This window comes from Pseudomonas sp. P42 (assembly GCF_017973755.1).
In the GTDB taxonomy this organism is placed as follows: Bacteria; Pseudomonadota; Gammaproteobacteria; order Pseudomonadales; family Pseudomonadaceae; genus Aquipseudomonas; species Aquipseudomonas iridis.
In genome coordinates this window covers 295,014-321,862 of record NZ_JACOPU010000008.1, presented here as the reverse complement: position 1 = coordinate 321,862, position 26,849 = coordinate 295,014, and the positions used below count along the sequence as shown (strand labels likewise).

Genomic DNA, 26,849 nt, shown 5'->3' with positions numbered 1-26,849 from the left:
AGGCTTCGATGAACTGAAGCGACCCGCTCTCGAAACCTACTTAACTCATTGAATCTCAAGGAGTTTTCCGTTTCGACTGCGCCGGAAGTGGGGCGAATTATAGACGTCTGGAATCTGCCGTCAACCGTTAATTTCACTTTTGTTGCAGAACCTGCTTTTTAGCCAGTAAACGCGGGATTCGACGAGCAACAGGAGGGACACGCAGCAATAGAAGCAGCACACCTATAAAAGCATAAATCGCCCATTCCTTGAGATCAGCGCGCACGATCCACAACATATGCAGCAATCCCAGCCCAAGAATCACGTATACCAGACGATGCAGCTTCTTCCAGCGAGCACCTAAACGGCGCTGACTGTAGCGATTTGAGGTTACCGCTAAAGCCAGCAATCCGAGGAAACCCAACGCACCGACAATAATGTATGGCCGCTTGCGCAACTCAACACCCAGTTGAGACCAGTCGAAACCCAGTATAAAAGCCATATAGCTGCATAGGTGCAAAACCACATAGGCAAAACACCAAAGGCCTAACTGCCGCCGAACAGCAATCCACCCCGCCCAACCGGTCAGTTTTTGCAAAGGCGTCATGCTCAAGGTGATCAACAGCAGCACCAACGTGCCAAGGCCCAACCTGTCAACCAACACCTTGCCAGGATCCGGCCCAAGCAGATCCGCGAAAGCCTGATAGAACCACAGCAATGGCCAAATCGCTGCAGCAATGAAAACACCCACCCGCCAGAACGGATATCGCATCAGTAGTTCTTCCGCAGATCGAGCCCTGTATATAAAGAAGCGACTTCTTCCGAATAGCCGTTGAACATCTGGGTATCGCGCACATTCGGCTTGAACAGACTGTTCGGCAGCCTCCGCTCGCGCGCTTGCGTCCAGCGCGGATGATCGACAGTCGGATTCACATTTGCATAGAAGCCGTATTCGTCCGCCGCAATACTTTGCCAGGTCGTTTTCGGTTGCTCACTGACAAGACTGATACGCACGATGGATTTGACACTCTTGAAGCCATACTTCCATGGCACCACCAGCCGCAGAGGAGCTCCGTTCTGATTCGGCAATTCGCGGCCATACATGCCCACCGCCAGAATCGCCAATGGATTCATCGCCTCATCCAGACGCAAGCCTTCTACATAAGGCCATTCGATCAAGGCAAAGCCTGATCGCTGCCCGGGCATGCTTTTCGGATCCTGAAGGGTTTCAAACCGGATGTACTTGGCCTTGGAAGTCGGCTCGACCTGTTTGAGCAGCGCCGCGATGGGAAACCCGATCCACGGAATGACCATCGACCAGGCCTCGACACAGCGCAGACGATAGATACGCTCCTCCAACTGGTACGGTTTCATGAAGTCTTCCAGCGCATAACGTCCCGGCTTACCCACCTCCCCGTCCACCACTACACTCCACGGTTCGGTTTTCAGCGAACCGGCATTAGCGGCCGGGTCGCCCTTGTCGGTGCCGAACTCATAGAAGTTGTTGTAGTGAGTCGCGTCCTTATAAGGCGTGATCGCCTCATCCTTGACGTTTACCGCCCCCCATTGAGTAGAGGGAAGTTTTTCGGCAAACCAGGCGGGCGCCTTGCCAGGTTCGACATCGGCATATCGCGCCACATCGTCAGCATTGGCCCAGCGCGGAAGACTGCTCACGGCGATGCCGGCCGCGGTGGCTCCGAGCAGCTGGCGGCGAGACAGATAGATAGATTCAGACGTGACGTCCGACTCATGGCAGTCAGACGCTTTGGGGATTTTGATGAGCATGGCAACTCCGCAGCTTTGGAGGACAGATGCCCCCATAGACTGCGGAGTATGCTGGAAATTACATCATTCGGCGTTTTTGTGACGACGAAGATGCAATAGATACTGAATTGGGCCGGAAGCCGCATAAGCGAGGAATACCAGCAGCAGAATGCGCGGTGGATCGCTGAACACAACCGCGAACACCAGCACTACCGCGAGGATTGCCACGAAAGGCACGCGACCTTTCAAATCCAGCTCCTTGAAGCTGTTGTATTTGATGTTGCTGACCATCAGCATGCCGGCAGCCGCCACCATCAGTGCAACCAAAAACGACATCTTCGAACCCTGGATGCCGTAATCGCTGAACGCCCAGACAATACCTGCCACCACGCCGGCAGCTGCCGGACTGGCCAGCCCGATGAAGTAACGCTTGTCCGCTGTCCCGACCTGAGTGTTGAAACGCGCCAAACGCAACGCCGCGCCCGCTACATAGATGAAGGCAACCATCCAGCCGACCTTGCCCATGTCACCCAGCGCCCAGCCGAAGGCCAGTAATGCAGGGGCAACACCGAAGGCGACCATGTCGGACAGCGAGTCATACTCGGCGCCGAAGGCACTTTGCGTGTTGGTCATGCGCGCGACACGACCGTCGAGACCGTCGAGCACCATCGCGACAAAAATCGCGATTGCGGCGAACGCGAAATACTTGCTCGCATTGACGGAATCACCAGCGCTCAACGCCGCCTGCGCGCTCATCGAGTTGATGATGGAGTAAAACCCGGCAAACAGGTTCGCAGTGGTGAATAGATTCGGCAGCAGATAGATACCACGATGCCGGACTTTACGGCCTTCTGCGTCATGCCCTTCTTCGATGTGCTCATCGATGGGCAGCAGGCTTTCGGCGTCTGAAGCCTTGTTCGGCTCTTCGGGACGTTCGCTCATGGACATTACCTTGCAACGGTTTGGAAAAATTCGACAAGTGCCTGTGGACGACAGTTCGGCCACAAACGATGCAGCTTTATACCAGAACCACCGACCCAAACGAAAAAACGCGGCCGAGGCCGCGTTTTTCGTACAAGGGACGACGACTTAGTTTTTGGCTTTGTCGACGATCTTGTTGGCACCGATCCACGGCATCATGGAGCGCAGTTGCTCGCCGATGATTTCGATACCGTGAGCGGCGTTGTTACGACGCTTGGCGGTCATCGAAGGGTAGCCGGTTGCGCCTTCGCTGATGAACATTTTGGCGTATTCGCCGTCCTGAATACGTTTCAGGGCGTTGCGCATGGCCTGACGGGACTCGGCGTTGATCACTTCCGGGCCGGTCACGTACTCGCCGTATTCGGCGTTGTTGGAGATCGAGTAGTTCATGTTGGCGATACCGCCTTCGTACATGAGGTCAACGATCAGCTTCAGTTCGTGCAGGCACTCGAAGTAGGCCATTTCCGGCGCGTAGCCAGCTTCAACCAGAGTTTCGAAACCGGCTTTCACCAGCTCAACGGTACCGCCACACAGAACGGCTTGCTCGCCGAACAGGTCGGTTTCAGTCTCGTCCTTGAAGGTGGTTTCGATGATGCCGGTACGACCGCCACCAACGCCGGCAGCGTAGGACAGTGCAACGTTTTTGGCGTTGCCGGAAGCGTCCTGGTAGATCGCGATCAGGTCAGGAATACCGCCGCCTTTCACGAACTCGGAACGTACGGTGTGGCCCGGGGCTTTCGGCGCGATCATGATCACGTCGAGGTCGGCACGCGGAATAACCTGGTTGTAGTGGATCGCGAAGCCGTGGGAGAAGGCCAGGGTGGCGCCTTTCTTGATGTTCGGCTCGATTTCGTTCTTGTACAGAGCAGACTGGAACTCGTCCGGGGTCAGGATCATGACCAGGTCGGCAGCAGCAACAGCGGAAGCAACGTCGGTCACTTTCAGGCCGTGAGCTTCAGCTTTGGCAACGGTGGCCGAACCTTTACGCAGACCAACGGTGACGTCGACGCCGGAGTCTTTCAGGTTGCACGCCTGGGCGTGGCCCTGGGAACCGTAACCGATGATGGCAACTTTCTTGCCCTGGATGATCGACAGGTCGCAGTCTTTTTCGTAATAAACTTTCATGAAATTCCCCTATATCCAGGCCGTTCAGGCCATTCGCTAATTTGGTTTAGATGCTGAGTACTTTGTCGCCGCGAGCAATACCGGTTACGCCACTACGGACGGTTTCCAGAATCGATGCGGTGCCGATGGACTGAATGAAGCTGTCGAGCTTGTCGCTGGTACCGGTCAATTGAACGGTATACACGCTGGCGCTGACATCGACGATCTGTCCACGGTAAATATCGGTGGTGCGTTTGATCTCGGCGCGCTGGGCGCCAGTGGCCTTGACCTTGACCAGCATCAGTTCGCGCTCGATGTGAGCACTTTCCGAAAGGTCCACCAGCTTGACCACTTCGATCAGCTTGTTCAGGTTTTTGGTGATCTGCTCGATGACTTCATCATGCCCCACAGTGGTCAGCGTCAGACGCGACAGGGTCGGGTCTTCGGTCGGGGCCACGGTCAGGCTTTCGATGTTGTAGTTGCGCTGCGAGAACAGGCCGACTACGCGAGACAAAGCGCCGGGTTCGTTTTCCAGAAGCAAGGAAATAATGTGCCGCATGATTAAGTACGCTCCGTCTTGCTCAGCCACATATCGCGCATGGAGCCGTCTTTGATCTGCATCGGGTAGACGTGCTCGCTGGTATCAACCGAGACATCGATGATCACCAGACGATCTTTCATGGCGAACGCTTCTGCCATCTTCGACTTCAAATCTTTCGATTCGGTGATGCGTACGCCGACGTGGCCATAAGCTTCAGCCAACTTGACGAAGTCAGGCAGCGATTCCATGTAGGAGTGCGAGTGACGGCTGCCATAGCTCATGTCCTGCCACTGACGAACCATCCCCAGAACACCGTTGTTCAGGATGACGATTTTCACTGGCAAGCCATATTGCAGGCAGGTCGACAGTTCCTGGATGTTCATCTGGATACTGCCTTCGCCGGTGACGCAGGCAACGTCGTCGTCCGGGAAGCTCAACTTGATGCCCATGGCTGCGGGGAAACCGAAGCCCATGGTGCCCAGGCCACCGGAGTTGATCCAGCGGTTAGGCTTGTTGAACGTGTAGTACTGCGCAGCGAACATCTGGTGCTGACCCACGTCGGAGGTGATATAGGCATCGCCCTTGGTCACTTCGCACAGGGTTTCGATAACGGTCTGCGGCTTGATTTTGCTGCCGTCGCCCTTGTCATAAGGGAACAGGCCGCGATCACCGCGCCATTCATCAACCTGCTTCCACCAACTGGCCACGGACTCCTTGTTCGGGGTCTCGCCGATTTCCTTGAGGATCGCGACCATTTCGGTCAGAACGCTTTCCACCGGACCAACGATAGGCACGTCGGCCTTGATGGTTTTGGAAATCGAAGCCGGGTCGATGTCGATGTGAATGATCTTGGCGTTCGGGCAGAACTTCGCCGGGCCGTTGATCACTCGGTCATCGAAACGTGCGCCAACCGCCAGGATCACGTCGGCATGGTGCATCGCCAGGTTGGCGGTGTAGCTGCCGTGCATACCGAGCATGCCGATGAACTGACGATCAGTGCCAGGGAAACCGCCCAGGCCCATCAACGTGTTGGTCACCGGCAGGTTGAGCATTTTCGCCAGTTCGGTCAGCGGAGCGGAACCGTTGCCCAAAATGACGCCGCCGCCGGAGTACAACACTGGACGCTTGGCCGCCAGGAGCATTTCTGCTGCTTTGCGGATTTGCCCGGAGTGCCCACGAACGGCCGGGCTGTAGGAACGCAGCTTGGCTTTCTTCGGGAAGATGTATTCGAACTTTTCGGCCGGGTTGGTCATGTCTTTCGGGATATCGACCACGACCGGGCCAGGACGACCGGATTGCGCCAGGTAGAACGCTTTCTTCATGACTTCCGGGATTTCCGAGGCGTGCTTGATCATGAAGCTGTGCTTCACGATCGGCCGGGAGATACCGATCATGTCGGTTTCCTGGAACGCGTCGGTGCCGACCATGGTGCTTGGCACCTGACCGGAAATGATCACCATTGGAATCGAGTCCATATAGGCCGTGGCAATACCAGTGATGGCGTTTGTGGCGCCTGGACCGGAAGTCACCAAGACCACGCCGGCTTTACCGGTGGCACGGGCGTAGCCGTCAGCCATATGGGTTGCCGCTTGTTCGTGACGAACCAGGATGTGAGTCACTTCCGGTTCTTTGAACAGGGCATCGTAAACATGCAGGAGAGCACCACCCGGGTACCCGTAGATATATTTGACGCCTTCGTCACGCAAGAAGCGGACGAGCATCTCACCGCCAGATAAAAGCTCCACGTTGTTCACCTCTAAAACGCCAGAATACCGCCCACGAAAATGGGACGGGTCTTAATAGGTTTACTTCTCGGCAGAGCATGAGCGACGGTGGTCGCCGACTACGTCAGCACTGACTGAGCAAGTATTGGGATCGTCCCAAGTGTTGCGGGCCTTTCCCACCCAGCGCGAGGTAACGCGTTGCGGGTGTAACAGGTCGGCGCGGGTATGCGCCTCATGATCTACCGAGTGGGTCTGCTTCTGGCAGTCCCTCTACAGCGGACTTTGGATTCTTCTGTTTCGTCCTCTCCAAGTCAAGCCGTCTCTGTGGTTAATTGTGGGTAAGCACATGAGAACGCAAGAAAAAACCTGAAAACAGCTACTCTGTTAGCGTCAATTGCGCAATTTTGCCAAGGAATCAGCATGCGAATGCTTCTGTTAACCCTGCTGATCGGCCTCAGCCCATGGTGCACAGCCGCTCAGATTTACAAATGGGTCGATGCCCAAGGTGTTACGCACTTTGATGCGCAACCTCCGCCAGGCCAACCATCCACCACGGTACACATGCCCTCCTCGGCCCCGGCAAAACCCGCAGCCATGCCGGGCAGCGGTGTGCTGGGCGATCAGAAAGCCATCGACGACAAGGTCAAGAAACAGGTCGACGACCAACAAGCGCAGCTCAAGGCATTTTGTGAGCAGGCACGGACGAATCTTGCGCAATTGCAGAACAATCCGCGTTTGCGAGAGGACGTGGGGGGAGAATTGCGGCGGCTGGATGATGCACAACGGCAGGAGCGCATTGTCGAAGCGCAGAAGCAGATCAGAGAGAACTGCCAGTAAAGCCTGGCAGTTTTCGGTTCAGCGGGAAGCGGTGATCAGCAGGTCAAACTCTTTAAGGAGTAGCTGCAGCTGTCGATCCTTGCCCTGCAGATTGCGCTGGGCGAAGACCATTTCCGCCATTTCCTGAATGCCCGAGGCGTTCGGCAGCGGCAGATCCTGTTCAAGGATCATCTTCATGCGGGGCAGGAAGATCCATTGCAGCCACTGCTCGAACTCGAGCGTGTCGACCGAAAACGGCTCGACACTGCTCAAGGCTTCGGCCGACGGCGAGACCTCATCCCACCAGCCCTGGGTACGCAGCTCACGCTCGATCAGCAATAACTGATCGGCGATTTTCGGGAAGCGCGCATCCATCACAGCGTTACCTTGGCCTTCTGACGGGCCTGAGCAGCGCCGGCGGAGTCACCTTGTTTCTCACGGGACTGAGCGATGATTTCCCACAGGTTGGCCTGCAAGTCCGGACGGCCGCCGGCCATGGTCAACGCACGACGGGCGAACTGCTCGGCCTGTGGCGCATCGCCTTGAGCCATGCGCACCTGAGCCAGACGATAGAGCACTTGCGGCTCACGCGGGGCGACACGTTGTGCGCGCTCAAGGCTCGACGATGCACCGTTGAGGTCGCCACCGGCCTGTTGCTGTTGCGCAGTCGTCAACAAGGCGAGCACCGGACCATCCAGTTGCTCGTCCGCCGACAAACCACCGCCACTGCTGGCCGAAGGGATGCCGCTCGGTGTCGAGGGCATGCTGTAGCTGCCGGAGTTGATCGGTGCCGACTCGACTGGCGACGGGTTATATGGCCCCGGCGTAATACCGCCGGATGCCGGGCCCGGCACAATTGGCGCCGCGCTGATCGGTGCCGACGTTGTCGCGCCACCGCCCGGCACCATCACTACGACGCCGGTATCGCCTTGCGGGATGGCTTGAGGCTGGCCCTGCACAGGACGCTTGACCGTCGTCTGACGGAAACCGCCATTGGCGGAAATGCGCTCGCTGTTGGACACGGCTGTGCCCGAATCCACTACAGGGATCGAACCACGCTGAACGGTAGAGCAGCCGCTGAGCAAAGCCACGGCGGTCACCGCTGGAATCAACCACTTGTTCACTTGAAACCCTCTTTGCTTAATTCATCCAGCCCTTGACCCAATCCATCACCGACTCGCCAGATGCAGGCGTTTCGCTTGCACACGCAGGGCCGGGTGGTGGTTCGCTGCCGCGAATATACGGCATCTGCACCGCACCCGGGCAGTTGGCGTCAGAACCTTGCCCGGTACGCGAATCAACCCATGCCTGCACGACGTTGTCCGGCTGCGGCATGTCCAGCGGCAGCGGATCGGCCTTGCGCATGAAACTGCTCCAGACCTGCAACGCACCGGTCGCGCCGGTGAACGGCGTCTTGCCGTTGTCATCACGGCCCAGCCAGACTACTGCCAGCAAGTCCTGACTGAAACCTGCGAACCAGCTGTCGCGCGAATCGTTACTGGTACCGGTCTTGCCGGCCAGCGTCAGAGTCTTTGGCAACACGTTATAAACCGAGCTGCCGGTACCTTCGCGCATCACCCGCTGCATGGCGTTCTGGATCAGATAGATCGAGGCCGGATCAAACCGCTGCTCGATCTGGAACGGATAGCGCTTGAGCGGCTCCCCTTCGGCGGTCAGTACGCTGCGAATGCCGCGCATCGGCGTATTGAAACCACCGTTGGCCAGCGTCTGGTACATGGTCGCCACTTCCATCGGCGTCATCGCGCCCGCACCCAGCAACATCGACGGGAACGCCGGGAACTCACGGGTCACACCCAGACGGGCCAGCGTCTTGAGGACGTTCGGCACGCCCACTTCCAGACCCAGGCGCGAGGTCGACAGGTTGTAGGAATGCGCCAGCCCCTGATACAGGAACACGGTGCCGTGGGAACGACGATCGTAATTCTGCGGCTTCCAGACTTGACCGTTCGCGCCTTTGACCGACAACGGATCATCCGACAGCCAACTGGTCAGCGTGTACTGGCTCGGTTTCTCCAGCGCAGTCAGATAAACCGCCGGTTTGATCAACGAGCCGATTGGCCGCACGGCATCCAGTGCCCGGTTGAAACCGGCATAACTGGCCTGGCGGCTGCCGATCATGGCCTGGACTTCGCCGGTCTCAGGATTGGTCACAACCATCGCCGCTTCGACGTCATCGGAGCCCTTGCGACCGGACAGACGCTTGAAGGTGTCGTTGACCGACGCCTCGGCCTTCATCTGCAGGATCGGGTCGAAACTGGTGAAGATCCGCAGGCCTTCTTCCGTCAAGTCTTCGTCGCGATAGTCTTCACGCAGCTGACGTTTGACCAGGTCGATAAAGCCCGGGAAGGAGCTATCGGCCAGTTTGCCGCGAGTGGTGACACCCAGCGGCATACTCTTCGCGGCGGCCACTTGCTCGGCAGTCGCTACGCCTTGCTGCTCGAGCACGTCGAGCACCAGATTACGACGTTCCAGTGCACGTTCTGGATTGCGGCGCGGGTTGTAATAGGACGGGCCTTTGACCATGCCGACCAGCATCGCGACCTGATGCAGTTTGAGCTCGGACAATGGCTGACCGAAGAAGAACTGACTGGCCAGACCAAAACCGTGCACGGCGCGCTGACCGTCCTGACCGACAAAGACTTCGTTGAGGTACGCCTCAAGGATTTCCTTCTTGTCGTAATGCAGCTCCAGCAACATCGCCATCATTGCTTCGGTGAGCTTGCGGCTCAGGCTGCGTTCGTTGGTCAGGTAGAAGTTTTTCACCAACTGCTGGGTCAGCGTACTGCCGCCCTGAGTCATCTTGCCGCCAGAGGTGTTGACCCAGATCGCCCGGGCAATCGACTTTGGCGACACGCCCCAGTGGCTGTAGAAATCCCGGTCTTCGACAGCGACCAGGGTTTCCAGCAGATACGGCGGCACCTGATCCAGTTTGATCAGGATGCGGTCTTCGAGGTTCTTCGGATAAATCCCGCCGATCAGAACCGGCTCCAGACGTACCACGGACAGTTTCGAACCGTTGGTCGCCGACAACTCGGCCACGTAATCGCCCGAGAAGCGCACGCGCACGGGTTGCGCCTTCTCAAGGCCTTCATAGAACTGGAAGCCACGGGTGTTCAGGTCAACGGTGTTTCCGGAGACTGCGGCAGCGCCGGGGCCATTGCTCACGGCTTCGCGGCGATAGCCGAGTGCGTCGAGTTCGGTGAGGAAATCTTCCTTGCTGAGTTTCTGTCCGACGAACAGCTCAAGCGGGCGCGCGTATACCTTGGCCGGGATGGTCCAGCGCTTGCCGGAGAACTTCTCCTGCACCACGGCATCGAGGTAAACGGCGAAGCCGGCCAGCACTACAAGGCCGACCAGACTGAGTTTAATGGCCCAGCCCATCCATGGGCGCAGGCCCTTGGAAGGTGGTTTTTTCTTGGTACGGGGAGATCGAGTTCGAGTCATGGCGGCGGATTATACGCACTTTATTCAGACTCAACAGGAGCGCTCCGAGGTTTGCGTCAGGCGGGCGAGCGGCCATAATGGCGACCTCGAATTTCCCCCAGTCTCTGAAGGATCGCCCGTGAGCCAGTCCCTGATCGCTGCCCTGCAAAACCCGGCCCTGTATCCGCACCCCGTCGAAGGGTTCCAGGTCATCGAAACCCATATTTCGTGGGTGATCCTCACCGGCCCCTTTGCTTATAAAGTGAAGAAGCCGGTGAATTTCGGCTTCCTCGACTTCACCGGCCTCGATCAACGCGAACACTTTTGCGCTGAAGAGCTGCGTCTGAACCAGCGTTTGACCGAGGATTTGTATCTGGAAGTGTTGCCGGTGACGGGCAGCGTCGACGCCCCGCAACTGGGCGGCGACGGCCCAGCGATCGACTACGTGCTGAAAATGCGCCAGTTTCCACAGTCCGGCTTGCTCAGCACCCTGCAAGCCAACGGCGAGCTGACAACTCAGCACATCGACGAAATAGCTGAACAGATCGCCAAGTTCCACCTCACCGCGCCGAAAGTCCCAGCCGAGCACGACGCAGGCACCCCGGACAGCGTGATGGCACCGGTGTCGCAAAACTTCGAACAGATCCTGCCGTTCCTCAGCGACAAAAACGATTTGCTGCAACTCGAGGCTCTGAAAGCCTGGGCCGAAAGCAGCTTCGAGCGCCTAAAGCCGCTGTTCGCCCAGCGCAAGGCCGAAGGTTTCACCCGCGAATGCCACGGTGACATCCACTTGGGCAACGCCACCGTCATCGACGGCAAAGTGGTGATTTTCGACTGCATCGAATTCAACGAGCCGTTCCGCTTCACCGACGTCTACGCCGATACCGGTTTCCTCGCGATGGACCTGGAAGACCGCGGCCTGAAGTCGCTGGCTCGCCGTTTCATCAGCCAATACCTGGAACTGACCGGCGACTACCAAGGCCTGGAAGTGCTGAACTTCTATAAAGCCTACCGCGCACTGGTTCGCGCGAAGGTGGCCCTGTTCAGCATGCCGGCGGACGCGACTCCGGTGCAGCGCGCCACTACCCTGCGCCAGTACCGCAACTACGCCAACCTGGCGGAAAGCTACAGCACCATCCCTTCGCGCTTCATGGCGATTACCCACGGCGTTTCCGCTGTCGGCAAGAGCCACGTGGCCATGCGCCTGGTCGAAGCACTGGGGGCAATTCGTCTGCGCTCCGACGTTGAACGCAAGCGTTTGTTCGGCGAGCAGACCGTGGCCAACGATGTGCAGGCCGGCATTTACAGCGCCGACGCCAGCGCCAAAACCTACTCGCGCCTGCATGAAATTGCCGAGGTCATCCTGCACGCCGGTTTCCCGGTCGTTATCGATGCGACTTACCTCAAGCGTGAGCAGCGCGATAACGCCGCAAAAATCGCTGAAGCGACTGGCACACCGTTCCTGATCCTCGACTGCAACGCCCCGCAAGCAGTGATCGAGAGCTGGCTGGCGATTCGTCAGGCCGATAAACAGGATCCGTCCGACGCCACGTTGGCTGTGATCGAAGCGCAACAGGCCAACCGCGAAGCGTTGACGCCGGAAGAGATTCTGCGCAGCAAACGCGTTCAGACCAATGAATCCGGGACACTGGACACCGTTGTCGCGCAGATCCGTCAGCGCCTGCCAGGCTTGTAAGAAACTATTTCGGCCGTGAAGCCCTCGCTCGCTTCACGGCCGCTAAATAGTGGCACTATACTGGCGTCATAAAACCAACAGGTGATGTGACATGAGCCAGCCGAAACTTCTCGACACCCCGCTGTATGCCTTGCTGCATAAAGATGACATCACAGGTTTCAACAAGGAACGCCCACAAGACGGTCCGATCGACATGGTCGGTGGCGACTTCCGTGGCCTCGATTTGCGTGAATTGAACGCCGATGGCGTAGATTTCCGGGACGCGTATTTCCGTTCTGCCGATTTGCGTGGCATTGATTTCCGCAACGCGTCGCTTGAAGGCGCAAGCCTGGCCCACGCGCAGATTTCCGGAGCGTACTTCCCGCCGGAACTGAGCGCTGACGAGATTCTGATGTCGATGAATTTCGGCACACGCCTGCGTTATCGCACTCGCTGATATCCGCCTCCGTCTCTGACACAACGCCCTGTGGGAGCGAGCCTGCTCGCGAAGACGGAGTGTCAGTCACCCTGATCGTGAAAGTAAGACCGCTTTCGCGAGCAGGCTCGCTCCCACATTTGATATTTGTTTGCCCCCTTCTTTCTGCGTTCGCAGGCCTTTCACACCCTCCGGTTGTCGTTTCTTAGAAGCTTTTGCGTTGAATCCGACCAAACAACCACGCTTTTCCTACTGATGGCTACACTCCTGAGAAGCTCGCCCACGCACCATTCGGCCGTCGCAAGGAGGCTTGATGAATGATGAACTGCAACACCTGAAGAATCTTGGGAAGACGTCGGCGCAATGGCTGCATGCCGTGGGCATCCACAGCGCCTCGGACTTGCGTCGCCTGGGCGCAGTGGACGCCTACCGGGCCGTGCGCACCCGCGGGTTTCGCGCGTCGAAGGTGTTGCTGTATGCGATCGAAGGCGCGTTGATGGATGTGCACTGGAACGACATCCCCGCCGAACGCAAGGACGCCCTGAACAAGCAGCTCGAAGCCATTTCCACACGCCACAAGAACTGAACGGGCGCTGACTGCCATGTACCTGCTTGGGGAACAATCGGCATTGGCCGACGCAATGATCAACCGTTTGCAGAATCTGCCTGCACAGTGGCTGGAAGGCCTTTTGTCGTGCGGGCCGGCAATTGAGCTGGAAGCGACTGATGACCTGTCGGCGCAGTTGCCCGACGATCAGGTGTTTCTACTGGCTGAAGGGGTGATCAACGGTTTCATCGGTTCGCGCGCACTGTTCTATTGGCAGGAAGGCGACTTGATCGGCCTCCAGCAGAGTGACGCCTGGGCGGATTGCCGCTTGCGCAGTGACGGGCCGTTACGTTTGCTGCCTTATCGGCGCAGTGATGTTTTCCAGCATTTATTTGCAGACGCCAGCCGTGCGGAGCTATTTCTCGAGTATCTGCTGGGACAAATGGCCCTCCTCGCCCACGCCGTGGCCGAACTGAAACCGCGGGAGTTTCGCAGTACCAACGGTTTCAAACGGGTCAAGGCCGGAGAAACCCTGATTCACCAAGGCGACCCCGCCGATCACGTGTTCGTGATCATCGAGGGGCACGCCGAAGCCTTTGTCGACGGACACAAGGTCGGCGAGGTTCCCAAGGACGAGATTTTCGGCGCCATGGCGCTGTTCACCGGGGAGCCGCGCAACGCTACGGTGGTCACGCGAGAACCTTGCACAGTCATGCTGATTCCCGGGGATCAATTTTTGAGCATGACCAGCAGTAATCCGAAGATCGCCCACAGCCTGATCGCGAGCATGGCGCGGCGCATCGGCCAAATGAACCAACAGATCGCCCGTTTGACGGCTGACAAAGGGTAGCGCGAACTCCTTTATTTACGGGGCGTTCGAGCCATTGCAGAGATCAGATCAAATAAATGCAGAATCAGCGATTGACATGGTAATGAGAATCGATATGATTATCACAACTGGTCGCGAGATCAGTCGATATTCTGAAAAGCCCTTGGTTCGGACTCTCAGATTATCTCCTCATCAGGCTAATCACGGTTATTTGACCCGGTTCTTACCGGGTCTTTTTTTTGCCTGTGGAAAAGTCATTTGCCGAACTGTTTACGCATCTCTTCACAGTAATCGCGCTTCGGGGTGGCCGGGGTGTACCAGACGTAATCGGCCATCGCCTCAGTCACCTCATCGCCCTGCTCTGCCAGCATCAGCACCGTCGGTGCTCGGGACTCGCTCACATCCACGACGTGCAGCGGCACCCCGACATCCTTGCGCGCATGCCACGCACCGGCCAGCAGCAAGGACGGAGTCGGCGCCGACAGCAAAACCTCTGCCATGCGTCGATCCCGCTGCTGCTGAACCGCCAGCATCGCCGGCATCTGTGAATCAGGCAGCAGACCACAGTGAGAATCGCTGATCTGCCCCAGCAAAGTCGTTTTCACTGCTTCAGCATTGCTGCGCTTGCCACTCAAACCCGGCGGATTACGATAGAAGGCGCGGATTTCGCCGTTATCCAGGTTGGCGGCCAGCAGCGGATACGGTTGCGTGAGGGCGAAGCGGACAATCGGCCCATAGAGATTCCAGTCCCAACCCTCCTGCCAGGCCAATGCGCCGGGAAGGTCAGAGGGAGGCGACGCGGACTGGCGAACCGCAGTAACTTTGGCCTGCTGATCCGGCGTGAGCATTTCCAGCAGCAGGCTGCCCTGCGGCCGTAGCTCACCAAGCGACTGTAAAAGCCATAACTGCGCAGCGTGGTGGTCGGCGTTGTCATGCTGCTCACCGACGATCACCCGATCGGGTTCGGCGAGACGCGCGAGCAATTGCTGCGCGGTCAGCACCTGACCGCTGTGCAGATCACGAATCTGACCACCGATCGGCGGCGGCGCAGCAACATGCTGACACCCGGCGAGCAACAACACAGCCAAAAGCCACATCCCACGCATGCGATCACCTCGATGAGAAAATCAGCGGGCGATGATCAGCGGATGCCCACGCTCCGGGTGCGGTTGCACCAATACTTCAAGACCGAACACGGCTTTGAGCGTATCCGGTCGCAATACCTGTTGCGGCGTATCCAATGCAACCGGACGCCCGCCTTCAAGCAGCAACACGCGATCACAATAACGTGCTGCCAGATTCAGATCATGCAGGATCACCAGCACGGCGGCGCCACGATCGGCAAACTCGCGCACCGCTTGCAACGTCGTGTGTTGATGCAGCGGGTCGAGCATCGAGGTCGGCTCATCCAGCAACAGCGTTTGCCCCGCCTGCCCCGGCCAGAGTTGCGCAAGCACTCGCGCCAGATGCACGCGCTGCCGCTCGCCACCGGACAACGCCAGATAACTGCGACCGCTAAGATGCCCGGCGTCTGCGGCCGCCAGTGCCGCGGCGACAATCTCGTCATCGCGCACCCGGCCACTTTGATAAGGCAAACGCCCCATGCCGACCACTTCTTCGACGCGAAAGGCAAAATCCAGCGTCGACACCTGCGGTAACACGGCCAGGCGTTGCGCGCGTTGGGTGCCGGTCCAGTGGCTCAACACGTGCGCGTCGAGCAAGACCTCTCCCTCACTGGCCGTCAACTCACCGCACAGAGCGCCGAGCAAGGTACTTTTTCCGGCGCCATTCGGACCGAGCACACCGAGTACTTCACCCGGTTCAAGCTCAAGGGTGATACCGCTGAGCACGGTTTTACGACCACGGCGGATGTGCAGATTGTGCGTACGCAACATCAGGCACGCCCCCGCAGCAGCAGATACAGGAAGAACGGCGCACCGATAAACGCCGTGACGATACCGATCGGCAACTCCGCCGGCGCCAAGGCAAGTCGCGCCACCAGATCGGCCAGCAACAACAGGCTCGCCCCGGCTAACACCGAGGCCGGCAGCAAGACCCGGTGATCAGGGCCGGCCAGCAATCGCACCAGATGTGGCACCACCAGCCCGACAAATCCGATCATCCCCGCCGCCGCCACTGCCGCGCCGACACCCAGCGCCGTGCAAAAAACCAGTTCACGTTTGAGCCGTTCGACATCGATGCCCAAATGCCCGGCTTCGGATTCACCCAGCAACAAGGCGTTCAGTGCCTTCGCCCGACGCGGCAACCACAGCGCAACAGCGGCGCTGATGATCAGCAACGGCCACAGCCGCGCATAACTGGCGCCATTGAGGCTGCCGAGATTCCAGAACGTCAGCGTACGCAGGGTCGCGTCATCTGCCAGATAAGTGAACAGGCCAACTGCCGAACCGGCGAGTGCCGTCAGCGCGATCCCCGCCAGCAACATGGTCGCGACATTGGTTTGCCCATTGCGCCGACCGAGACGATAAACCAGTGCCGTAACACCGAGCCCACCAAGAAACGCGCACGCCGACAACAGATAAGGCCCGAACCATTCCGGCAAGCCACCAAAAAAAGAACCGCCGACAATCGCAATTGCCGCGCCCAGCGCCGCACCACTGGAAACGCCGACCAGACCCGGGTCTGCCAACGGGTTGCGAAACAGTCCCTGCATCGCGACCCCCGACAACGCCAGCACGCCGCCGACCGCCAGCCCGAGCAAGGTTCGCGGCAGACGAATCTGGCCGAGAATCAGCTCAGCCTGCTCCAGCCCTTGCGGTGCCAGCGGTACGCCGATCATGCGCAACGCCGCGCGCAACGTGTCGAACAGTGGCAGGCTGACCGGCCCCAACGCCAATGACAACCAGATCGCCAGCAGACACAGAAGTGTCAGGCCGATAAACAGGCTGCGGGGTTTTACCAGTGTGGTCATTGGCCGCTCTTGGCCGGGTAAAAACCGTCAGACAGGGTTTTCAGCGCTGCCGGCAAACGTGGTCCGAGTCCGCCGACCAACAGGGTTGGATCGAGCTCCAGCACCCGCCCGGCCTTGGCCGCGCGGCCGGAGTTGAGAATAGGGTTTTCCTTGAACAACGCAGTTTTGGCCGCCTCACCTGTTAACGCCCGGTCGGAGAACACCAGCACTTCTGGATCGAGGCTGGCGAGGGATTCCACGGAAAACGGCTTGTACCCGGTGTGGGTGGCGAGATTACGCCCGCCTGCCTGTTGCAGCAGCCAGTCAGCGGCGGTGTCCTTGCCAGCAATCAGCGGCTTGCCACCGGCATGCCCGAGCAACAGCAGCACACCCGGCGCCTTTTGTCTGGATTGCGCGTCAGTCACCCACGTTTTTTGCGCGTCGAGTTGCTGTTGATAACTTTGCAGCAGTTGAGCGGCCTGTTTTTCCGCTCCAAGTAGCTGGCCCAGATGGGAGACGTTTTTCTCCAATGTCGGCAGATCCGGTTGAGCCGAGAACAATTCCACCTGAACCTTGGCCGCTTTCACCTGCGCCAGCACTGGCGGCGGGCCCATTTCCTCGGTGCCGATCAGAATGTCCGGACGCAAACTGAGGATGCCCTCCGCAGACAGACTGCGCTGATAGCCGATGCTCGGCAGAGCCTTCAACGTTTGCGGATGCTGACTGGTGGTATCGACGCCGACCAGTTTCGACTCGCCACCCAGCGCACTGACCCACTCCGACAGCGAACCGCCGGCACTGACCCAACGTTGCGGCAAATCAGCCGCTGCAGCCTGGTGACTGACGAAAAGTCCGACACACAGCACAGCAACGCGGGTACTCAGGCGCATACACAGCTTCCTTGAACAAGGTTTTCCCGGGCGTCAGGATGTCAGGCCAAGTATCCTCGGCATCTGTCCGGCGCCTTCGGGTGAAGGCCGCCATTTGATAATTGTTTGCATTTAAACGTCAAGCTCGGACATATCCCGACACGACACTAGAGGATAGCCATGAAGTTTCTCTGCGCGGGCGCCGCTCTGGCCGAGGCCGGCAGTCGCGGTTTTGATGTCGACGGGAAAAAACTGTTTGCCGTGCGTCGCGAAGGTCAGGCGTATGTCTATCTCAATCGCTGCCCGCACCGCGGTGTAGGGCTGGAATGGCAACCCGACCAGTTTCTCGACCCGAGCAATAGCCTGATCCAGTGCGCCACTCACGGCGCACTGTTTCTGATCGAGGACGGTGAATGCGTTTCCGGGCCCTGCGCCGGACAATCGCTGACGGCCATACCTTGCCGCGAAGATGCGCAAGGTCTGTGGATAGATGTTTAACCGTTGAGCAGCACATCGAGGCGGCGGTCGATCACCATTTCTTCATGGCTCAGGCGAACCCCGTAAGCCAAAACCTCAACACCACAGGCGACCGCCTCACGCAACGCCTCGGCATAGGCCGAATCGATTTCTTCGGCCGGACGCACCGCCTCGATCCCGCTGAGATTCACGCAATACAGCTGCACAGCACGAATCCCATCCCGCGCCAGATGCGCCAGCTCACGCAAATGCTTCGCGCCGCGCTGGGTGACAGCATCGGGAAACGCCGCCACGTTCGTGCCATCGAAACCCAGCGTGACGCTTTTCACTTCCACGTAAGCCGGGCCGCTCGGGTATTCGAGGCGAAAATCGATGCGGCTTTTTTCCTGTCCGTAAGCCACTTCGCGCTTCAACGCGGTAAAGCCGTTCAACTCGGTAATGACGCCGGCCTGCAACGCCTCTTCAACCAATCCATTGGCGCGTGCGGTGTTCACGCAGAACAACCGTCCTTGCGGGGTTTCACCGATTTCCCAAGTGCCGGGCAGTTTGCGTTTCGGATCGTTGGAGCGACTAAACCAGACCTGCCCGCCCTCGACCTGACAATTGAGCATCGAACCGGTGTTCGGGCAGTGAATAGTCAGCAACTCGCCGCCAACGGTCTCGATATCGGTGAGAAAACGCTTATATCGGCGGATCAGTCGCGCTTCTTCCAGAGGAGGATAAAAACGCATCAGGCTTGCCAGCTCTTCAAGCCACGGGCAATCCGCTCCACCGCTTCCTGTAAGCGAGGGAGGTTTTGCGTGTAGGCAAATCGCACATGGTGACTGGCCTGATAACGGCCAAAGTCGAGCCCTGGCGTAAACGCAACGTGCTCGGTTTCGAGGAAATGACGGCAGAACGCGAAGGCATCGCCGCCGAACTTGCTGATATCCGCATAGAGATAAAACGCGCCTTCCGGTTCTACCGCGATGTTGAACCCCAACTCGCGTAATGCCGGGAGCAGGAAATCTCGACGCCGGCCGAATTCGGCTCGGCGCTCCTCAAGAATCGCGATGGTATCCGGCTCAAAACACGCCAGCGCCGCGTACTGGGCCATGCTCGGTGCGCTGATGTAGAGGTTCTGCGCGAGTTTTTCCAATTCACTGACTGCCGCATCCGGTGCGACCAACCAGCCGAGACGCCATCCGGTCATGCCGAAATATTTGGAGAAACTGTTGAGCACAAACGCGCTGTCATCAACTTCCAGGACGCTGGCTGCATCGGTGCCGTAAGTCAGGCCGTGATAGATCTCATCCACCACCAGATGCCCGTGTCGCGCCTTGATGGCTGTGGATAACCCGGCGAGTTCATCGCGGGTCAGGATCGTCCCGGTCGGGTTGGCCGGCGATGCCACCAGTGCGCCGACACTGTCGTGATCCCAGTGCCGCTCGACCAGGTCCGGAGTCAGTTGGTAACGCACCTCCGGCCCTACCGGAACAAGCTGCGCCGCGCCTTCGACCAAGCGCAGGAAGTGCCGGTTGCACGGATAACCCGGGTCCGCCAGCAACCAGTGTTTACCGGGATCGACCAGCAGAGCACTGGCCAGCAGGAGGGCCCCGGAGCCACCCGGCGTAATCAGGATGCGCCGCGGATCAATGTTCAAGCCGTATCGCGATTGATAAAAACCGGAAATCGCTTCGCGCAACTCGGGAATACCGCGCGCGGCGGTGTAGCGCGTCTTGCCCGCCGTGAGTGCCGCATGCCCCGCCTGGATGATCGGCTCGGCCGTGGTGAAGTCCGGCTCGCCGATTTCCAGGTGGATCACATCGTGCCCTTCAGCCTGCAATTCATTGGCCCGCGCCAGCAGCGCCATCACATGGAACGGTTCGATCGCACGACTGCGCGCACTGTAGGGCTGAGCCATTGGCCTTCCTTCGACGGGGGAAAAAGAAACGATTCTACCCATCTGCCGGAACGAGCGAGAACCCGTAGCGGTCACAGCCACAAGAACGCTGGACTGTAACGATAAGAACGTACGCTCCAGGATTGACTAAAATCAGTGATTGAACAGGTCTTCAACACCGCCAGACACGGCTTGGCAAATATTTCCAGGCACCGTCGGCCGCAGCCTCGACATCCGGGAGTAGCGCGGGCCGAATTGATCTGGTAAGTTCGCCCGCTTGCAGCCGCAGGGCCGGCAGGTGTCGGTGATGGAGCAATCCTGCGCAATGGATTACAAGAGTAGAGGCGGTCCATTTCATGCCCACCCAAGCAAAGCAACAGGCTAATCCGACCGTCAGCGGTTTCGAACCTTATGTTCAGGCCAAAGACGAAGAGTACATGGGCGCCCCGATGCGGGCCCACTTCACCAAGATCCTGAACAAGTGGAAGCAGGACTTGATGCAGGAAGTCGACCGTACTGTCGACCACATGAAAGACGAAGCGGCCAACTTCCCTGACCCGGCCGACCGTGCCAGCCAGGAAGAAGAATTCGCCCTGGAACTGCGCGCCCGCGATCGCGAGCGCAAGCTGATCAAGAAGATCGACAAGACGCTTGATCTGATCCAGAACGAAGATTACGGCTGGTGTGAATCCTGCGGCATCGAGATCGGCGTCAAGCGCCTCGAAGCCCGTCCTACCGCCGACATGTGCGTCGACTGTAAGAACCTGGCTGAAATCAAGGAAAAGCAGGTCGGCAAGTAATATCGACCTGAACGAAAAACGGAGCGTGCGAACGCTCCGTTTTTGTTTCTGCCGTTTGCTATCTGCTTTTGTGGGAGCGAGCCTGCTCGCGAAAACGCTGTTTCATTCAGCATTTAATTGTCTGACACTGCGCTTTCGCGAGCAGGCTCGCTCCCACAGTGGCCGCCGCAAGTCCTCAAAAGTACTATCGCATTCATGACTGCCAAGACTTCCCCCGCCTACATCGGCCGTTTCGCCCCGACACCCAGTGGCCATCTGCACTTTGGCTCGCTGGTCGCTGCCCTCGCCTCTTACCTGGACGCGCGTTCGGTCGGCGGCCGCTGGCTGGTGCGTATGGAGGACCTCGACCCGCCGCGCGAAGAGCCCGGCGCGCAGGTAGCGATCCTCAAGGCTCTGGAAAGCTACGGCTTTGAATGGGATGGCGACATGGTGCGCCAGAGCGATCGACACGACGCCTATGCCCAAGTGCTCAACAGCCTGTTCAATCACGGCCTGGCCTACGCCTGCACCTGCTCGCGCAAGCAATTGGAGCCTTATCACGGGATTTATCCGGGGTTGTGCCGCAATGCCGGCCACGACCAGCAAGACGCGGCGATCCGCCTGCGCGTGCCGGAGCTGGAATATCACTTCATTGATCGGGTGCAGGGCGAATATCGCCAGCATCTGGGCCGCGATGTCGGCGACTTTGTGATTCGCCGTCGCGACGGCCTCTATGCCTACCAACTGGCCGTGGTGCTCGACGATGCCTGGCAAGGCATCACCGATATCGTGCGCGGTGCCGATCTGCTGGACTCCACACCGCGCCAGCTCTATCTGCAAGAACTGCTGGGCTTGCGTCAACCGCGCTACTTGCACCTGCCGTTGATCACCCAACCGGACGGCAACAAACTCGGCAAGTCCTACCGCTCGCCGCCGCTTGAGGCGGATCAAGCCACGCCGTTGCTCCTGCGGGCCTTGCGTGCATTGGGGCAAAATCCCGGCGCGGAACTCGAACACGCCACGCCGCAGGAACTGCTGAAGTGGGGCAGCGCGCACTGGGATGCCACCCGGATCCCGCGCACACTGACCCTGCCCGAAGCGCAACTGCTATGACGACACTTGCAGTCGCGCTGCCATCCGTTACCATCGCCGCACGTTTTCGGGCACGCGCATAAAAAAGAGAGGCCGGGATGTACATCTATCGCTTGGTCCTGCTTTTGGTCGTGGGGATCTATCTGTTTTCGCCCGCCATCATGGATTGGTGGATCGACGCTACGGGCGCCTGGTATCGCCCCTATCTGCTTTGGCTGATCCTGATTGTCGTGACCTTCATCCTGCAGAGCCAAAAAGATGCCGATGAGCTTTAGCCTGACCCAGATGCTCCTGATCAGCGCCGCCTACCTGGCGGCACTGTTTGGCGTGGCCTGGATCAGTGAGCGTGGAATGATTCCACGGGCGATCATTCGCCATCCGCTGACTTACACGTTGTCGCTGGGGGTTTACGCCAGTGCCTGGGCGTTCTACGGCACGGTGGGCCTGGCCTATCAGTACGGCTACGGCTTTCTGTCCAGTTATCTCGGGGTGTCCGGCGCATTTTTGCTGGCGCCGGTGCTGCTCTATCCGATTCTGAAAATCACCCGCACCTATCAGCTGTCGTCGCTGGCGGATCTGTTTGCCTTCCGCTTTCGCAGCACCTGGGCCGGGGCGCTGACCACGATTTTCATGCTGATCGGCGTGCTGCCGCTGCTGGCGTTGCAGATTCAAGCGGTGGCCGATTCCATTGGCATCCTCACCGGCGAGCCGATTCAGAGCCGCGTGGCGCTGGCGTTCTGTGCGCTGATCATTCTGTTCACGATTTTCTTCGGCTCCCGACATATCGCCACTCGCGAGAAGCACGAAGGGCTGGTGTTCGCGATTGCTTTCGAATCGGTGATCAAACTGATCGCCCTCGGCGGCGTTGGCCTGTATGCGCTGTACGGCGTATTCGACGGCCCGCAACAGCTTGAGCTGTGGCTGCTGCAAAACCAGACCGCCCTCGCCGCGTTGCACACGCCGTTGCAGGAAGGCCCGTGGCGCACGCTGCTGCTGGTGTTTTTCGCTTCGGCAATCGTGATGCCGCACATGTATCACATGACCTTCACCGAAAACCTCAACCCGCGCTCATTAGTCAGCGCAAGCTGGGGTTTGCCGCTGTTCCTGCTGCTGATGAGCCTGGCGGTGCCGCTGATTTTGTGGGCCGGCCTCAAGCTCGGCGCCACCACCGACCCGGAATATTTCACCCTCGGCATCGGCATTGCCGCCAACAGCAAGCCGCTGGCATTGCTCGCCTACGTTGGTGGTTTGTCGGCGGCCAGCGGCCTGATCATCGTCACCACCCTGGCACTGTCGGGCATGGCGCTGAACCACCTGGTGCTGCCGCTTTATCAGCCGCCCGCCGAAGGCAATATCTATCGCTGGCTGAAGTGGACCCGCCGGGCGCTGATCGTCGCGATCATCATGGCCGGTTTCGGCTTCTATCTGATGCTCGGCGCCGGCCAGGATCTGGCCAACCTGGGCATCGTCGCTTTTGTCGCCACGTTGCAATTCCTGCCGGGCGTGTTGTCGGTGCTGTACTGGCCGACCGCCAATCGTCGCGGTTTTATCGCCGGCCTGTTGGCGGGGATTCTGGTGTGGGTGGTGACCATGCTCCTGCCGCTGGTCGGCAATCTGCAAGGTTTCTACATCCCGCTGCTGAACATGATTTACGTGCTGGACGACACCAGTTGGCACATGGCGGCGATCGCCTCGCTGGCCGCCAACGTGCTGATGTTCACACTGATCTCGCTGTTCACCAACGCCAGCCCCGAGGAAGCGTCCGCTGCCGAAGCCTGCGCCGTGGACAACGTGCGTCGCCCGCAACGCCGCGAACTGCATGCCGCCTCGCCACAGGAATTCGCCACGCAACTGGCCAAACCGCTGGGCGCCAAGGCTGCGCAGAAAGAAGTCGAACAGGCGCTGCGTGATCTTTATCTGCCGTTCGATGAACGGCGCCCGTACGCCTTGCGTCGTTTGCGCGACCGTATCGAAGCCAACCTTTCCGGTCTGATGGGCCCAAGCGTCGCTCAGGACATGGTCGAAACCTTCCTGCCGTACAAGGCCGGCGGCGAAAACTACGTCACCGAAGACATTCACTTCATCGAAAGCCGCCTCGAGGATTACCACTCACGCCTCACAGGTCTGGCCGCCGAACTCGATGCCCTGCGCCGCTACCACCGCCAGACCTTGCAGGAACTGCCGATGGGCGTCTGCTCGCTGGCCAAGGATCAGGAGATCCTGATGTGGAACAAGGCCATGGAAGAACTCACCGGGATCGCTGCGCAACGCGTGGTCGGCTCGCGCCTGAGTACCATTGGCGATCCGTGGAAAGAATTGCTCCAGGGCTTCATCAACCTGCCCGATGAGCACTTGCACAAACAACACCTGGCCCTCGACGGCCAGACGCGCTGGCTCAATCTGCACAAAGCAGCGATTGACGAACCGCTGGCCCCCGGCAACAGCGGTCTGGTGCTGCTGGTCGAAGATCTCACCGAAACCCAGATGCTCGAAGACAAACTGGTGCACTCCGAGCGCCTGGCCAGCATCGGTCGTCTTGCTGCGGGCGTGGCCCATGAAATCGGCAATCCGATCACTGGCATTGCCTGTCTGGCGCAGAACCTGCGCGAAGAACGCGAAGACGATAGCGAGCTGACCGAAATCAGCGGGCAGATTCTTGAACAGACCAAACGCGTATCACGCATCGTCCAGTCGCTGATGAGCTTCGCCCATGCCGGCAGCCATCAGCACAGCGACGAGCCCGTTTGTCTGGCCGAAGTCGCGCAGGATGCAATCGGCCTGCTGGCGTTGAACCGACGCAATTTCGAAGTGCAGTTCTACAACCTCTGCGATCCCGATCACTGGGTCGAAGGCGATCCGCAGCGGCTCGCCCAGGTGCTGATCAATCTGCTCTCCAACGCCCGTGACGCCTCGCCGCCGCACAGTGCGGTGCGGGTCAAGAGTGAAGCCGGCGAACACACGGTCGATCTGATCGTGGAGGACGAAGGCAGCGGTATTCCGAAGAACATCATGGACCGATTGTTCGAACCCTTCTTCACCACCAAGGATCCTGGCGAAGGCACCGGTCTGGGCCTTGCACTGGTCTATTCCATCGTTGAAGAGCATTATGGACAAATCACCATCGACAGCCCGGCTGATGTACAAAGCCAACGCGGCACCCGTATCCGGGTGACCTTACCGCGTCATGTCGAAGCGACGTCCGCTGTGAACTGAGACCGTCGAGAGTATCGAATCAATGCCGCACATTTTGATCGTCGAAGACGAAACAATTATCCGCTCCGCCTTGCGCCGCCTGCTGGAACGTAACCAGTACCAGGTGAGCGAAGCCGGTTCAGTGCAGGAAGCACAAGAACGCTTCACCATTCCTACGTTCGATCTGATCGTCAGCGATCTGCGCTTGCCGGGCGCCCCTGGCACCGAGCTGATCAAGCTTGGCCAAGGCACCCCGGTGCTGATCATGACCAGTTACGCCAGCCTGCGCTCGGCGGTGGATTCGATGAAGATGGGCGCGGTGGACTACATCGCCAAGCCTTTCGACCACGATGAAATGCTCCAGGCTGTCGCGCGAATTTTGCGTGACCGTCAATCGGCGCCTGCTGCCGGTGAGACTGTTACCGCCAAAACCGCCATTAGCGGCGGCAAGTCCGCCGTCGACAACAGCAATGGCGAAATCGGCATCATCGGCTCGTGCCCGCCCATGCAGGATCTTTACAGCAAGATCCGCAAAGTCGCCCCGACCGATTCCAATGTGTTGATCCAGGGCGAATCCGGCACCGGTAAAGAGCTGGTGGCGCGTGCCCTGCACAACCTGTCGAAACGCGCCAAGGCGCCGATGATCTCGGTGAACTGTGCGGCCATCCCGGAAAGCCTGATCGAGTCCGAACTGTTCGGCCACGAAAAAGGCGCGTTCACTGGCGCCAGCGCCGGGCGCGCTGGCCTGGTCGAAGCCGCAGACGGTGGCACGCTGTTCCTCGACGAGATCGGCGAACTGCCACTCGAAGCCCAGGCCCGCTTGCTGCGTGTGTTGCAGGAAGGCGAAATTCGCCGGGTGGGTTCGGTGCAGTCGCAGAAGGTCGATGTGCGCCTGATCGCGGCGACTCACCGGGACCTCAAGAGCCTGGCGAAGATCGGCCAGTTCCGCGAAGACCTTTATTACCGCCTCCACGTGATCGCATTGAAACTGCCGGCCCTGCGCGAGCGCGGTGCTGACGTCAACGAGATCGCCAGCGCCTTCCTCGCCCGCCAGAGTGCGCGCATCAACCGTACCGACCTGAAATTTGCCGCGGATGCCGAACAGGCCATCCGTCACTATTCCTGGCCGGGTAACGTGCGTGAGTTGGAGAATGCTGTGGAGCGCGCGGTGATTCTCAGCGAGAGTCCGGAGATTTCCGCGGAGCTGCTGGGCATCGACATCGAGCTGAGCGATCTGGAAGACGACGAGTTCATCGGCCTGCCACCGCAAACGAGCGGTAACGCCAGCAACAGCAGCCACGAGCCGACTGAAGACCTGTCGCTGGAGGACTACTTCCAGCACTTCGTCCTCGAGCATCAAGACCACATGACCGAGACCGAACTGGCGCGCAAACTGGGCGTCAGCCGTAAATGCCTGTGGGAACGCCGTCAGCGCCTGGGCATTCCACGGCGCAAGACCGGGGTTGCCAGCGAGAGCTGAACGTTACCTGTCGAGTGTGCGGGTAACGTTTAAAGATGTGAAAAAACTGTTACCTCAGTCCATTCGCGTAACAGAAGCCGGGGTTATCGGTAACGAAACCCCGGCTTTTTTTCGTCCCGAAAAAACGGTTATATCGACCTAACCCCTTGTTTTATTGGGCCTCGCAAAAGTTGGCACGCCCCCTGCTATATGTTTGGTACAAGAACAATAACAAGCAATGCACAAGACAATAAAAATAAGACGAATCGACTCACGCACAATAAAAACAAGACGGCGAGAGACGCAGCTAACTGATTCTTTTGGAGAGGCGTTGTATTTGGGGCTTGC

At 59.0% G+C, this 26,849-nt stretch carries 26 protein-coding genes; 11 read left to right on the top strand and 15 right to left on the bottom strand.

Annotated elements, in window-relative coordinates; genetic code table 11:
* Positions 1–133: 133 nt before the first annotated feature.
* The 6 genes from msrQ to H8B20_RS25610 all read right to left on the bottom strand — a co-directional run bounded on the left by msrQ (position 134) and on the right by H8B20_RS25610 (position 6,114).
* On the bottom strand, positions 134–751 hold the full coding sequence (gene msrQ / locus H8B20_RS25635; protein ID WP_210624948.1) for a protein-methionine-sulfoxide reductase heme-binding subunit MsrQ: 618 nt from the start codon (positions 749–751) through the stop codon (positions 134–136).
* On the bottom strand, positions 751–1,764 hold the full coding sequence (gene msrP, locus H8B20_RS25630; RefSeq protein ID WP_042561079.1) for a protein-methionine-sulfoxide reductase catalytic subunit MsrP: 1,014 nt from the start codon (positions 1,762–1,764) through the stop codon (positions 751–753). The genes msrQ and msrP overlap by 1 nt, the downstream gene beginning before the upstream one ends.
* A gap of 63 nt (positions 1,765–1,827) precedes the next feature.
* Positions 1,828–2,685 carry a CDP-diacylglycerol--serine O-phosphatidyltransferase gene (gene pssA / locus H8B20_RS25625; RefSeq protein WP_042561080.1) on the bottom strand — a complete coding sequence of 286 codons (858 nt, stop codon included), beginning with the start codon at positions 2,683–2,685 and terminating at the stop codon, positions 1,828–1,830.
* 147 nt (positions 2,686–2,832) lie between these two features.
* Positions 2,833–3,849 carry a ketol-acid reductoisomerase gene (gene ilvC / locus H8B20_RS25620; RefSeq protein ID WP_042561081.1) on the bottom strand — a complete coding sequence of 339 codons (1,017 nt, stop codon included), beginning with the start codon at positions 3,847–3,849 and terminating at the stop codon, positions 2,833–2,835.
* 46 nt (positions 3,850–3,895) lie between these two features.
* Positions 3,896–4,387 carry an acetolactate synthase small subunit gene (gene ilvN, locus H8B20_RS25615; RefSeq protein WP_003176102.1) on the bottom strand — a complete coding sequence of 164 codons (492 nt, stop codon included), beginning with the start codon at positions 4,385–4,387 and terminating at the stop codon, positions 3,896–3,898.
* A 2-nt stretch (positions 4,388–4,389) separates the two neighbouring features.
* Positions 4,390–6,114 carry an acetolactate synthase 3 large subunit gene (locus H8B20_RS25610; protein ID WP_047303486.1) on the bottom strand — a complete coding sequence of 575 codons (1,725 nt, stop codon included), beginning with the start codon at positions 6,112–6,114 and terminating at the stop codon, positions 4,390–4,392.
* 399 nt (positions 6,115–6,513) lie between these two features.
* Between H8B20_RS25610 and H8B20_RS25605 the strand changes: the two genes are divergently transcribed.
* Complete coding sequence (locus tag H8B20_RS25605; RefSeq protein ID WP_047303229.1) at positions 6,514–6,930, top strand: DUF4124 domain-containing protein; 417 nt, start codon at positions 6,514–6,516, stop codon at positions 6,928–6,930.
* An 18-nt stretch (positions 6,931–6,948) separates the two neighbouring features.
* Here the strand turns inward: H8B20_RS25605 and H8B20_RS25600 are convergent, their stop codons facing one another.
* From H8B20_RS25600 to mrcB, 3 genes are read right to left on the bottom strand one after another with little or no spacing between them, the layout of a single operon-like run.
* Entirely contained in the window at positions 6,949–7,284 is a 336-nt protein-coding gene (locus H8B20_RS25600) for a YqcC family protein (RefSeq protein ID WP_047303230.1), read from the bottom strand.
* On the bottom strand, positions 7,284–8,033 hold the full coding sequence (locus H8B20_RS25595; RefSeq protein ID WP_047303231.1) for a tetratricopeptide repeat protein: 750 nt from the start codon (positions 8,031–8,033) through the stop codon (positions 7,284–7,286). Before H8B20_RS25595 ends, H8B20_RS25600 begins: the two co-directional genes overlap by 1 nt.
* 16 nt (positions 8,034–8,049) lie before the next feature.
* Complete coding sequence (mrcB, locus tag H8B20_RS25590; RefSeq protein ID WP_210624947.1) at positions 8,050–10,374, bottom strand: penicillin-binding protein 1B; 2,325 nt, start codon at positions 10,372–10,374, stop codon at positions 8,050–8,052.
* Between the two features lie 118 nt (positions 10,375–10,492).
* Between mrcB and H8B20_RS25585 the strand changes: the two genes are divergently transcribed.
* The 4 genes from H8B20_RS25585 to H8B20_RS25570 all read left to right on the top strand — a co-directional run bounded on the left by H8B20_RS25585 (position 10,493) and on the right by H8B20_RS25570 (position 13,861).
* Positions 10,493–12,049, top strand: coding sequence for a bifunctional aminoglycoside phosphotransferase/ATP-binding protein (locus tag H8B20_RS25585; RefSeq protein WP_210624946.1), 1,557 nt, complete (start codon positions 10,493–10,495; stop codon positions 12,047–12,049).
* Positions 12,050–12,140: 91 nt separating this feature from the next.
* Positions 12,141–12,485: a pentapeptide repeat-containing protein gene (locus tag H8B20_RS25580; RefSeq protein ID WP_007909940.1), complete on the top strand. Its 345-nt coding sequence runs from the start codon at positions 12,141–12,143 to the stop codon at positions 12,483–12,485.
* 292 nt (positions 12,486–12,777) lie between these two features.
* On the top strand, positions 12,778–13,050 hold the full coding sequence (locus H8B20_RS25575; RefSeq protein WP_042561087.1) for a TfoX/Sxy family protein: 273 nt from the start codon (positions 12,778–12,780) through the stop codon (positions 13,048–13,050).
* A 16-nt stretch (positions 13,051–13,066) separates the two neighbouring features.
* Complete coding sequence (locus H8B20_RS25570) at positions 13,067–13,861, top strand: Crp/Fnr family transcriptional regulator (RefSeq protein ID WP_210624945.1); 795 nt, start codon at positions 13,067–13,069, stop codon at positions 13,859–13,861.
* A 233-nt stretch (positions 13,862–14,094) separates the two neighbouring features.
* Here the strand turns inward: H8B20_RS25570 and H8B20_RS25565 are convergent, their stop codons facing one another.
* From H8B20_RS25565 to H8B20_RS25550, 4 genes are read right to left on the bottom strand one after another with little or no spacing between them, the layout of a single operon-like run.
* Entirely contained in the window at positions 14,095–14,946 is an 852-nt protein-coding gene (locus tag H8B20_RS25565) for a ChaN family lipoprotein (RefSeq protein WP_210624944.1), read from the bottom strand.
* Positions 14,947–14,967: 21 nt separating this feature from the next.
* Positions 14,968–15,735 carry a heme ABC transporter ATP-binding protein gene (locus tag H8B20_RS25560; RefSeq protein WP_042561090.1) on the bottom strand — a complete coding sequence of 256 codons (768 nt, stop codon included), beginning with the start codon at positions 15,733–15,735 and terminating at the stop codon, positions 14,968–14,970.
* Complete coding sequence (locus H8B20_RS25555; protein WP_210624955.1) at positions 15,735–16,718, bottom strand: FecCD family ABC transporter permease; 984 nt, start codon at positions 16,716–16,718, stop codon at positions 15,735–15,737. Before H8B20_RS25555 ends, H8B20_RS25560 begins: the two co-directional genes overlap by 1 nt.
* A 50-nt stretch (positions 16,719–16,768) precedes the next feature.
* Positions 16,769–17,641 (bottom strand): heme/hemin ABC transporter substrate-binding protein, encoded by an 873-nt coding sequence (locus H8B20_RS25550; RefSeq protein WP_210624943.1) that lies wholly within the window; start codon positions 17,639–17,641, stop codon positions 16,769–16,771.
* Between the two features lie 159 nt (positions 17,642–17,800).
* On the opposite strand from H8B20_RS25550, the gene H8B20_RS25545 reads away from it, so the two are divergent.
* Complete coding sequence (locus H8B20_RS25545) at positions 17,801–18,118, top strand: Rieske (2Fe-2S) protein (RefSeq protein WP_042561092.1); 318 nt, start codon at positions 17,801–17,803, stop codon at positions 18,116–18,118.
* Here H8B20_RS25545 and sfsA read toward each other — a convergent pair.
* Positions 18,115–18,828 carry a DNA/RNA nuclease SfsA gene (gene sfsA, locus H8B20_RS25540; RefSeq protein ID WP_210624942.1) on the bottom strand — a complete coding sequence of 238 codons (714 nt, stop codon included), beginning with the start codon at positions 18,826–18,828 and terminating at the stop codon, positions 18,115–18,117. The two genes, H8B20_RS25545 and sfsA, sit on opposite strands and share 4 nt — an antisense overlap.
* Complete coding sequence (locus tag H8B20_RS25535) at positions 18,828–20,000, bottom strand: pyridoxal phosphate-dependent aminotransferase (protein WP_042561094.1); 1,173 nt, start codon at positions 19,998–20,000, stop codon at positions 18,828–18,830. The genes sfsA and H8B20_RS25535 overlap by 1 nt, the downstream gene beginning before the upstream one ends.
* A 335-nt stretch (positions 20,001–20,335) precedes the next feature.
* Here H8B20_RS25535 and dksA point away from each other — a divergent pair, with 335 nt between their 5' ends.
* The 5 genes from dksA (at position 20,336) to H8B20_RS25510 (ending at position 26,522) form a co-directional block, all read left to right on the top strand.
* A complete protein-coding gene (gene dksA, locus H8B20_RS25530; RefSeq protein WP_042561095.1) occupies positions 20,336–20,779 on the top strand; it encodes an RNA polymerase-binding protein DksA in 444 nt (147 codons plus the stop codon).
* Positions 20,780–20,974: 195 nt separating this feature from the next.
* On the top strand, positions 20,975–21,871 hold the full coding sequence (gluQRS, locus tag H8B20_RS25525; protein ID WP_047303253.1) for a tRNA glutamyl-Q(34) synthetase GluQRS: 897 nt from the start codon (positions 20,975–20,977) through the stop codon (positions 21,869–21,871).
* Between the two features lie 77 nt (positions 21,872–21,948).
* Positions 21,949–22,125, top strand: a complete 177-nt coding sequence (locus H8B20_RS25520) for a hypothetical protein (RefSeq protein WP_003176118.1) — start codon at positions 21,949–21,951, stop codon at positions 22,123–22,125.
* A complete protein-coding gene (locus tag H8B20_RS25515) occupies positions 22,109–25,063 on the top strand; it encodes a sensor histidine kinase (RefSeq protein WP_162184591.1) in 2,955 nt (984 codons plus the stop codon). Before H8B20_RS25520 ends, H8B20_RS25515 begins: the two co-directional genes overlap by 17 nt.
* Positions 25,064–25,085: 22 nt before the next feature.
* The gene (locus tag H8B20_RS25510; RefSeq protein ID WP_210624941.1) at positions 25,086–26,522 is read left to right on the top strand and encodes a sigma-54-dependent transcriptional regulator; all 1,437 of its coding nucleotides are present in this window, start codon (positions 25,086–25,088) and stop codon (positions 26,520–26,522) included.
* The last annotated feature ends 327 nt before the right edge of the window (positions 26,523–26,849 follow it).

Bases quoted from the DNA above. Each gene is read 5' to 3' on its own strand.
- H8B20_RS25600 (WP_047303230.1), bottom strand. From the start codon at position 7,284: ATGGATGCGCGCTTCCCGAAAATCGCCGATCAGTTATTGCTGATCGAG.
- H8B20_RS25535 (WP_042561094.1), bottom strand. From the start codon at position 20,000: ATGGCTCAGCCCTACAGTGCGCGCAGTCGTGCGATCGAACCGTTCCAT.
- msrP (WP_042561079.1), bottom strand. From the start codon at position 1,764: ATGCTCATCAAAATCCCCAAAGCGTCTGACTGCCATGAGTCGGACGTC.
- ilvC (WP_042561081.1), bottom strand. From the start codon at position 3,849: ATGAAAGTTTATTACGAAAAAGACTGCGACCTGTCGATCATCCAGGGC.
- H8B20_RS25520 (WP_003176118.1), top strand. From the start codon at position 21,949: ATGTACATCTATCGCTTGGTCCTGCTTTTGGTCGTGGGGATCTATCTG.
- H8B20_RS25545 (WP_042561092.1), top strand. From the start codon at position 17,801: ATGAAGTTTCTCTGCGCGGGCGCCGCTCTGGCCGAGGCCGGCAGTCGC.
- sfsA (WP_210624942.1), bottom strand. From the start codon at position 18,828: ATGCGTTTTTATCCTCCTCTGGAAGAAGCGCGACTGATCCGCCGATAT.
- ilvN (WP_003176102.1), bottom strand. From the start codon at position 4,387: ATGCGGCACATTATTTCCTTGCTTCTGGAAAACGAACCCGGCGCTTTG.
- dksA (WP_042561095.1), top strand. From the start codon at position 20,336: ATGCCCACCCAAGCAAAGCAACAGGCTAATCCGACCGTCAGCGGTTTC.
- H8B20_RS25580 (WP_007909940.1), top strand. From the start codon at position 12,141: ATGAGCCAGCCGAAACTTCTCGACACCCCGCTGTATGCCTTGCTGCAT.
- mrcB (WP_210624947.1), bottom strand. From the start codon at position 10,374: ATGACTCGAACTCGATCTCCCCGTACCAAGAAAAAACCACCTTCCAAG.
- gluQRS (WP_047303253.1), top strand. From the start codon at position 20,975: ATGACTGCCAAGACTTCCCCCGCCTACATCGGCCGTTTCGCCCCGACA.
- H8B20_RS25565 (WP_210624944.1), bottom strand. From the start codon at position 14,946: ATGCGTGGGATGTGGCTTTTGGCTGTGTTGTTGCTCGCCGGGTGTCAG.
- H8B20_RS25510 (WP_210624941.1), top strand. From the start codon at position 25,086: ATGCCGCACATTTTGATCGTCGAAGACGAAACAATTATCCGCTCCGCC.
- H8B20_RS25550 (WP_210624943.1), bottom strand. From the start codon at position 17,641: ATGCGCCTGAGTACCCGCGTTGCTGTGCTGTGTGTCGGACTTTTCGTC.
- H8B20_RS25560 (WP_042561090.1), bottom strand. From the start codon at position 15,735: ATGTTGCGTACGCACAATCTGCACATCCGCCGTGGTCGTAAAACCGTG.
- H8B20_RS25575 (WP_042561087.1), top strand. From the start codon at position 12,778: ATGAATGATGAACTGCAACACCTGAAGAATCTTGGGAAGACGTCGGCG.
- H8B20_RS25605 (WP_047303229.1), top strand. From the start codon at position 6,514: ATGCGAATGCTTCTGTTAACCCTGCTGATCGGCCTCAGCCCATGGTGC.
- H8B20_RS25515 (WP_162184591.1), top strand. From the start codon at position 22,109: ATGCCGATGAGCTTTAGCCTGACCCAGATGCTCCTGATCAGCGCCGCC.
- msrQ (WP_210624948.1), bottom strand. From the start codon at position 751: ATGCGATATCCGTTCTGGCGGGTGGGTGTTTTCATTGCTGCAGCGATT.
- H8B20_RS25570 (WP_210624945.1), top strand. From the start codon at position 13,067: ATGTACCTGCTTGGGGAACAATCGGCATTGGCCGACGCAATGATCAAC.
- pssA (WP_042561080.1), bottom strand. From the start codon at position 2,685: ATGAGCGAACGTCCCGAAGAGCCGAACAAGGCTTCAGACGCCGAAAGC.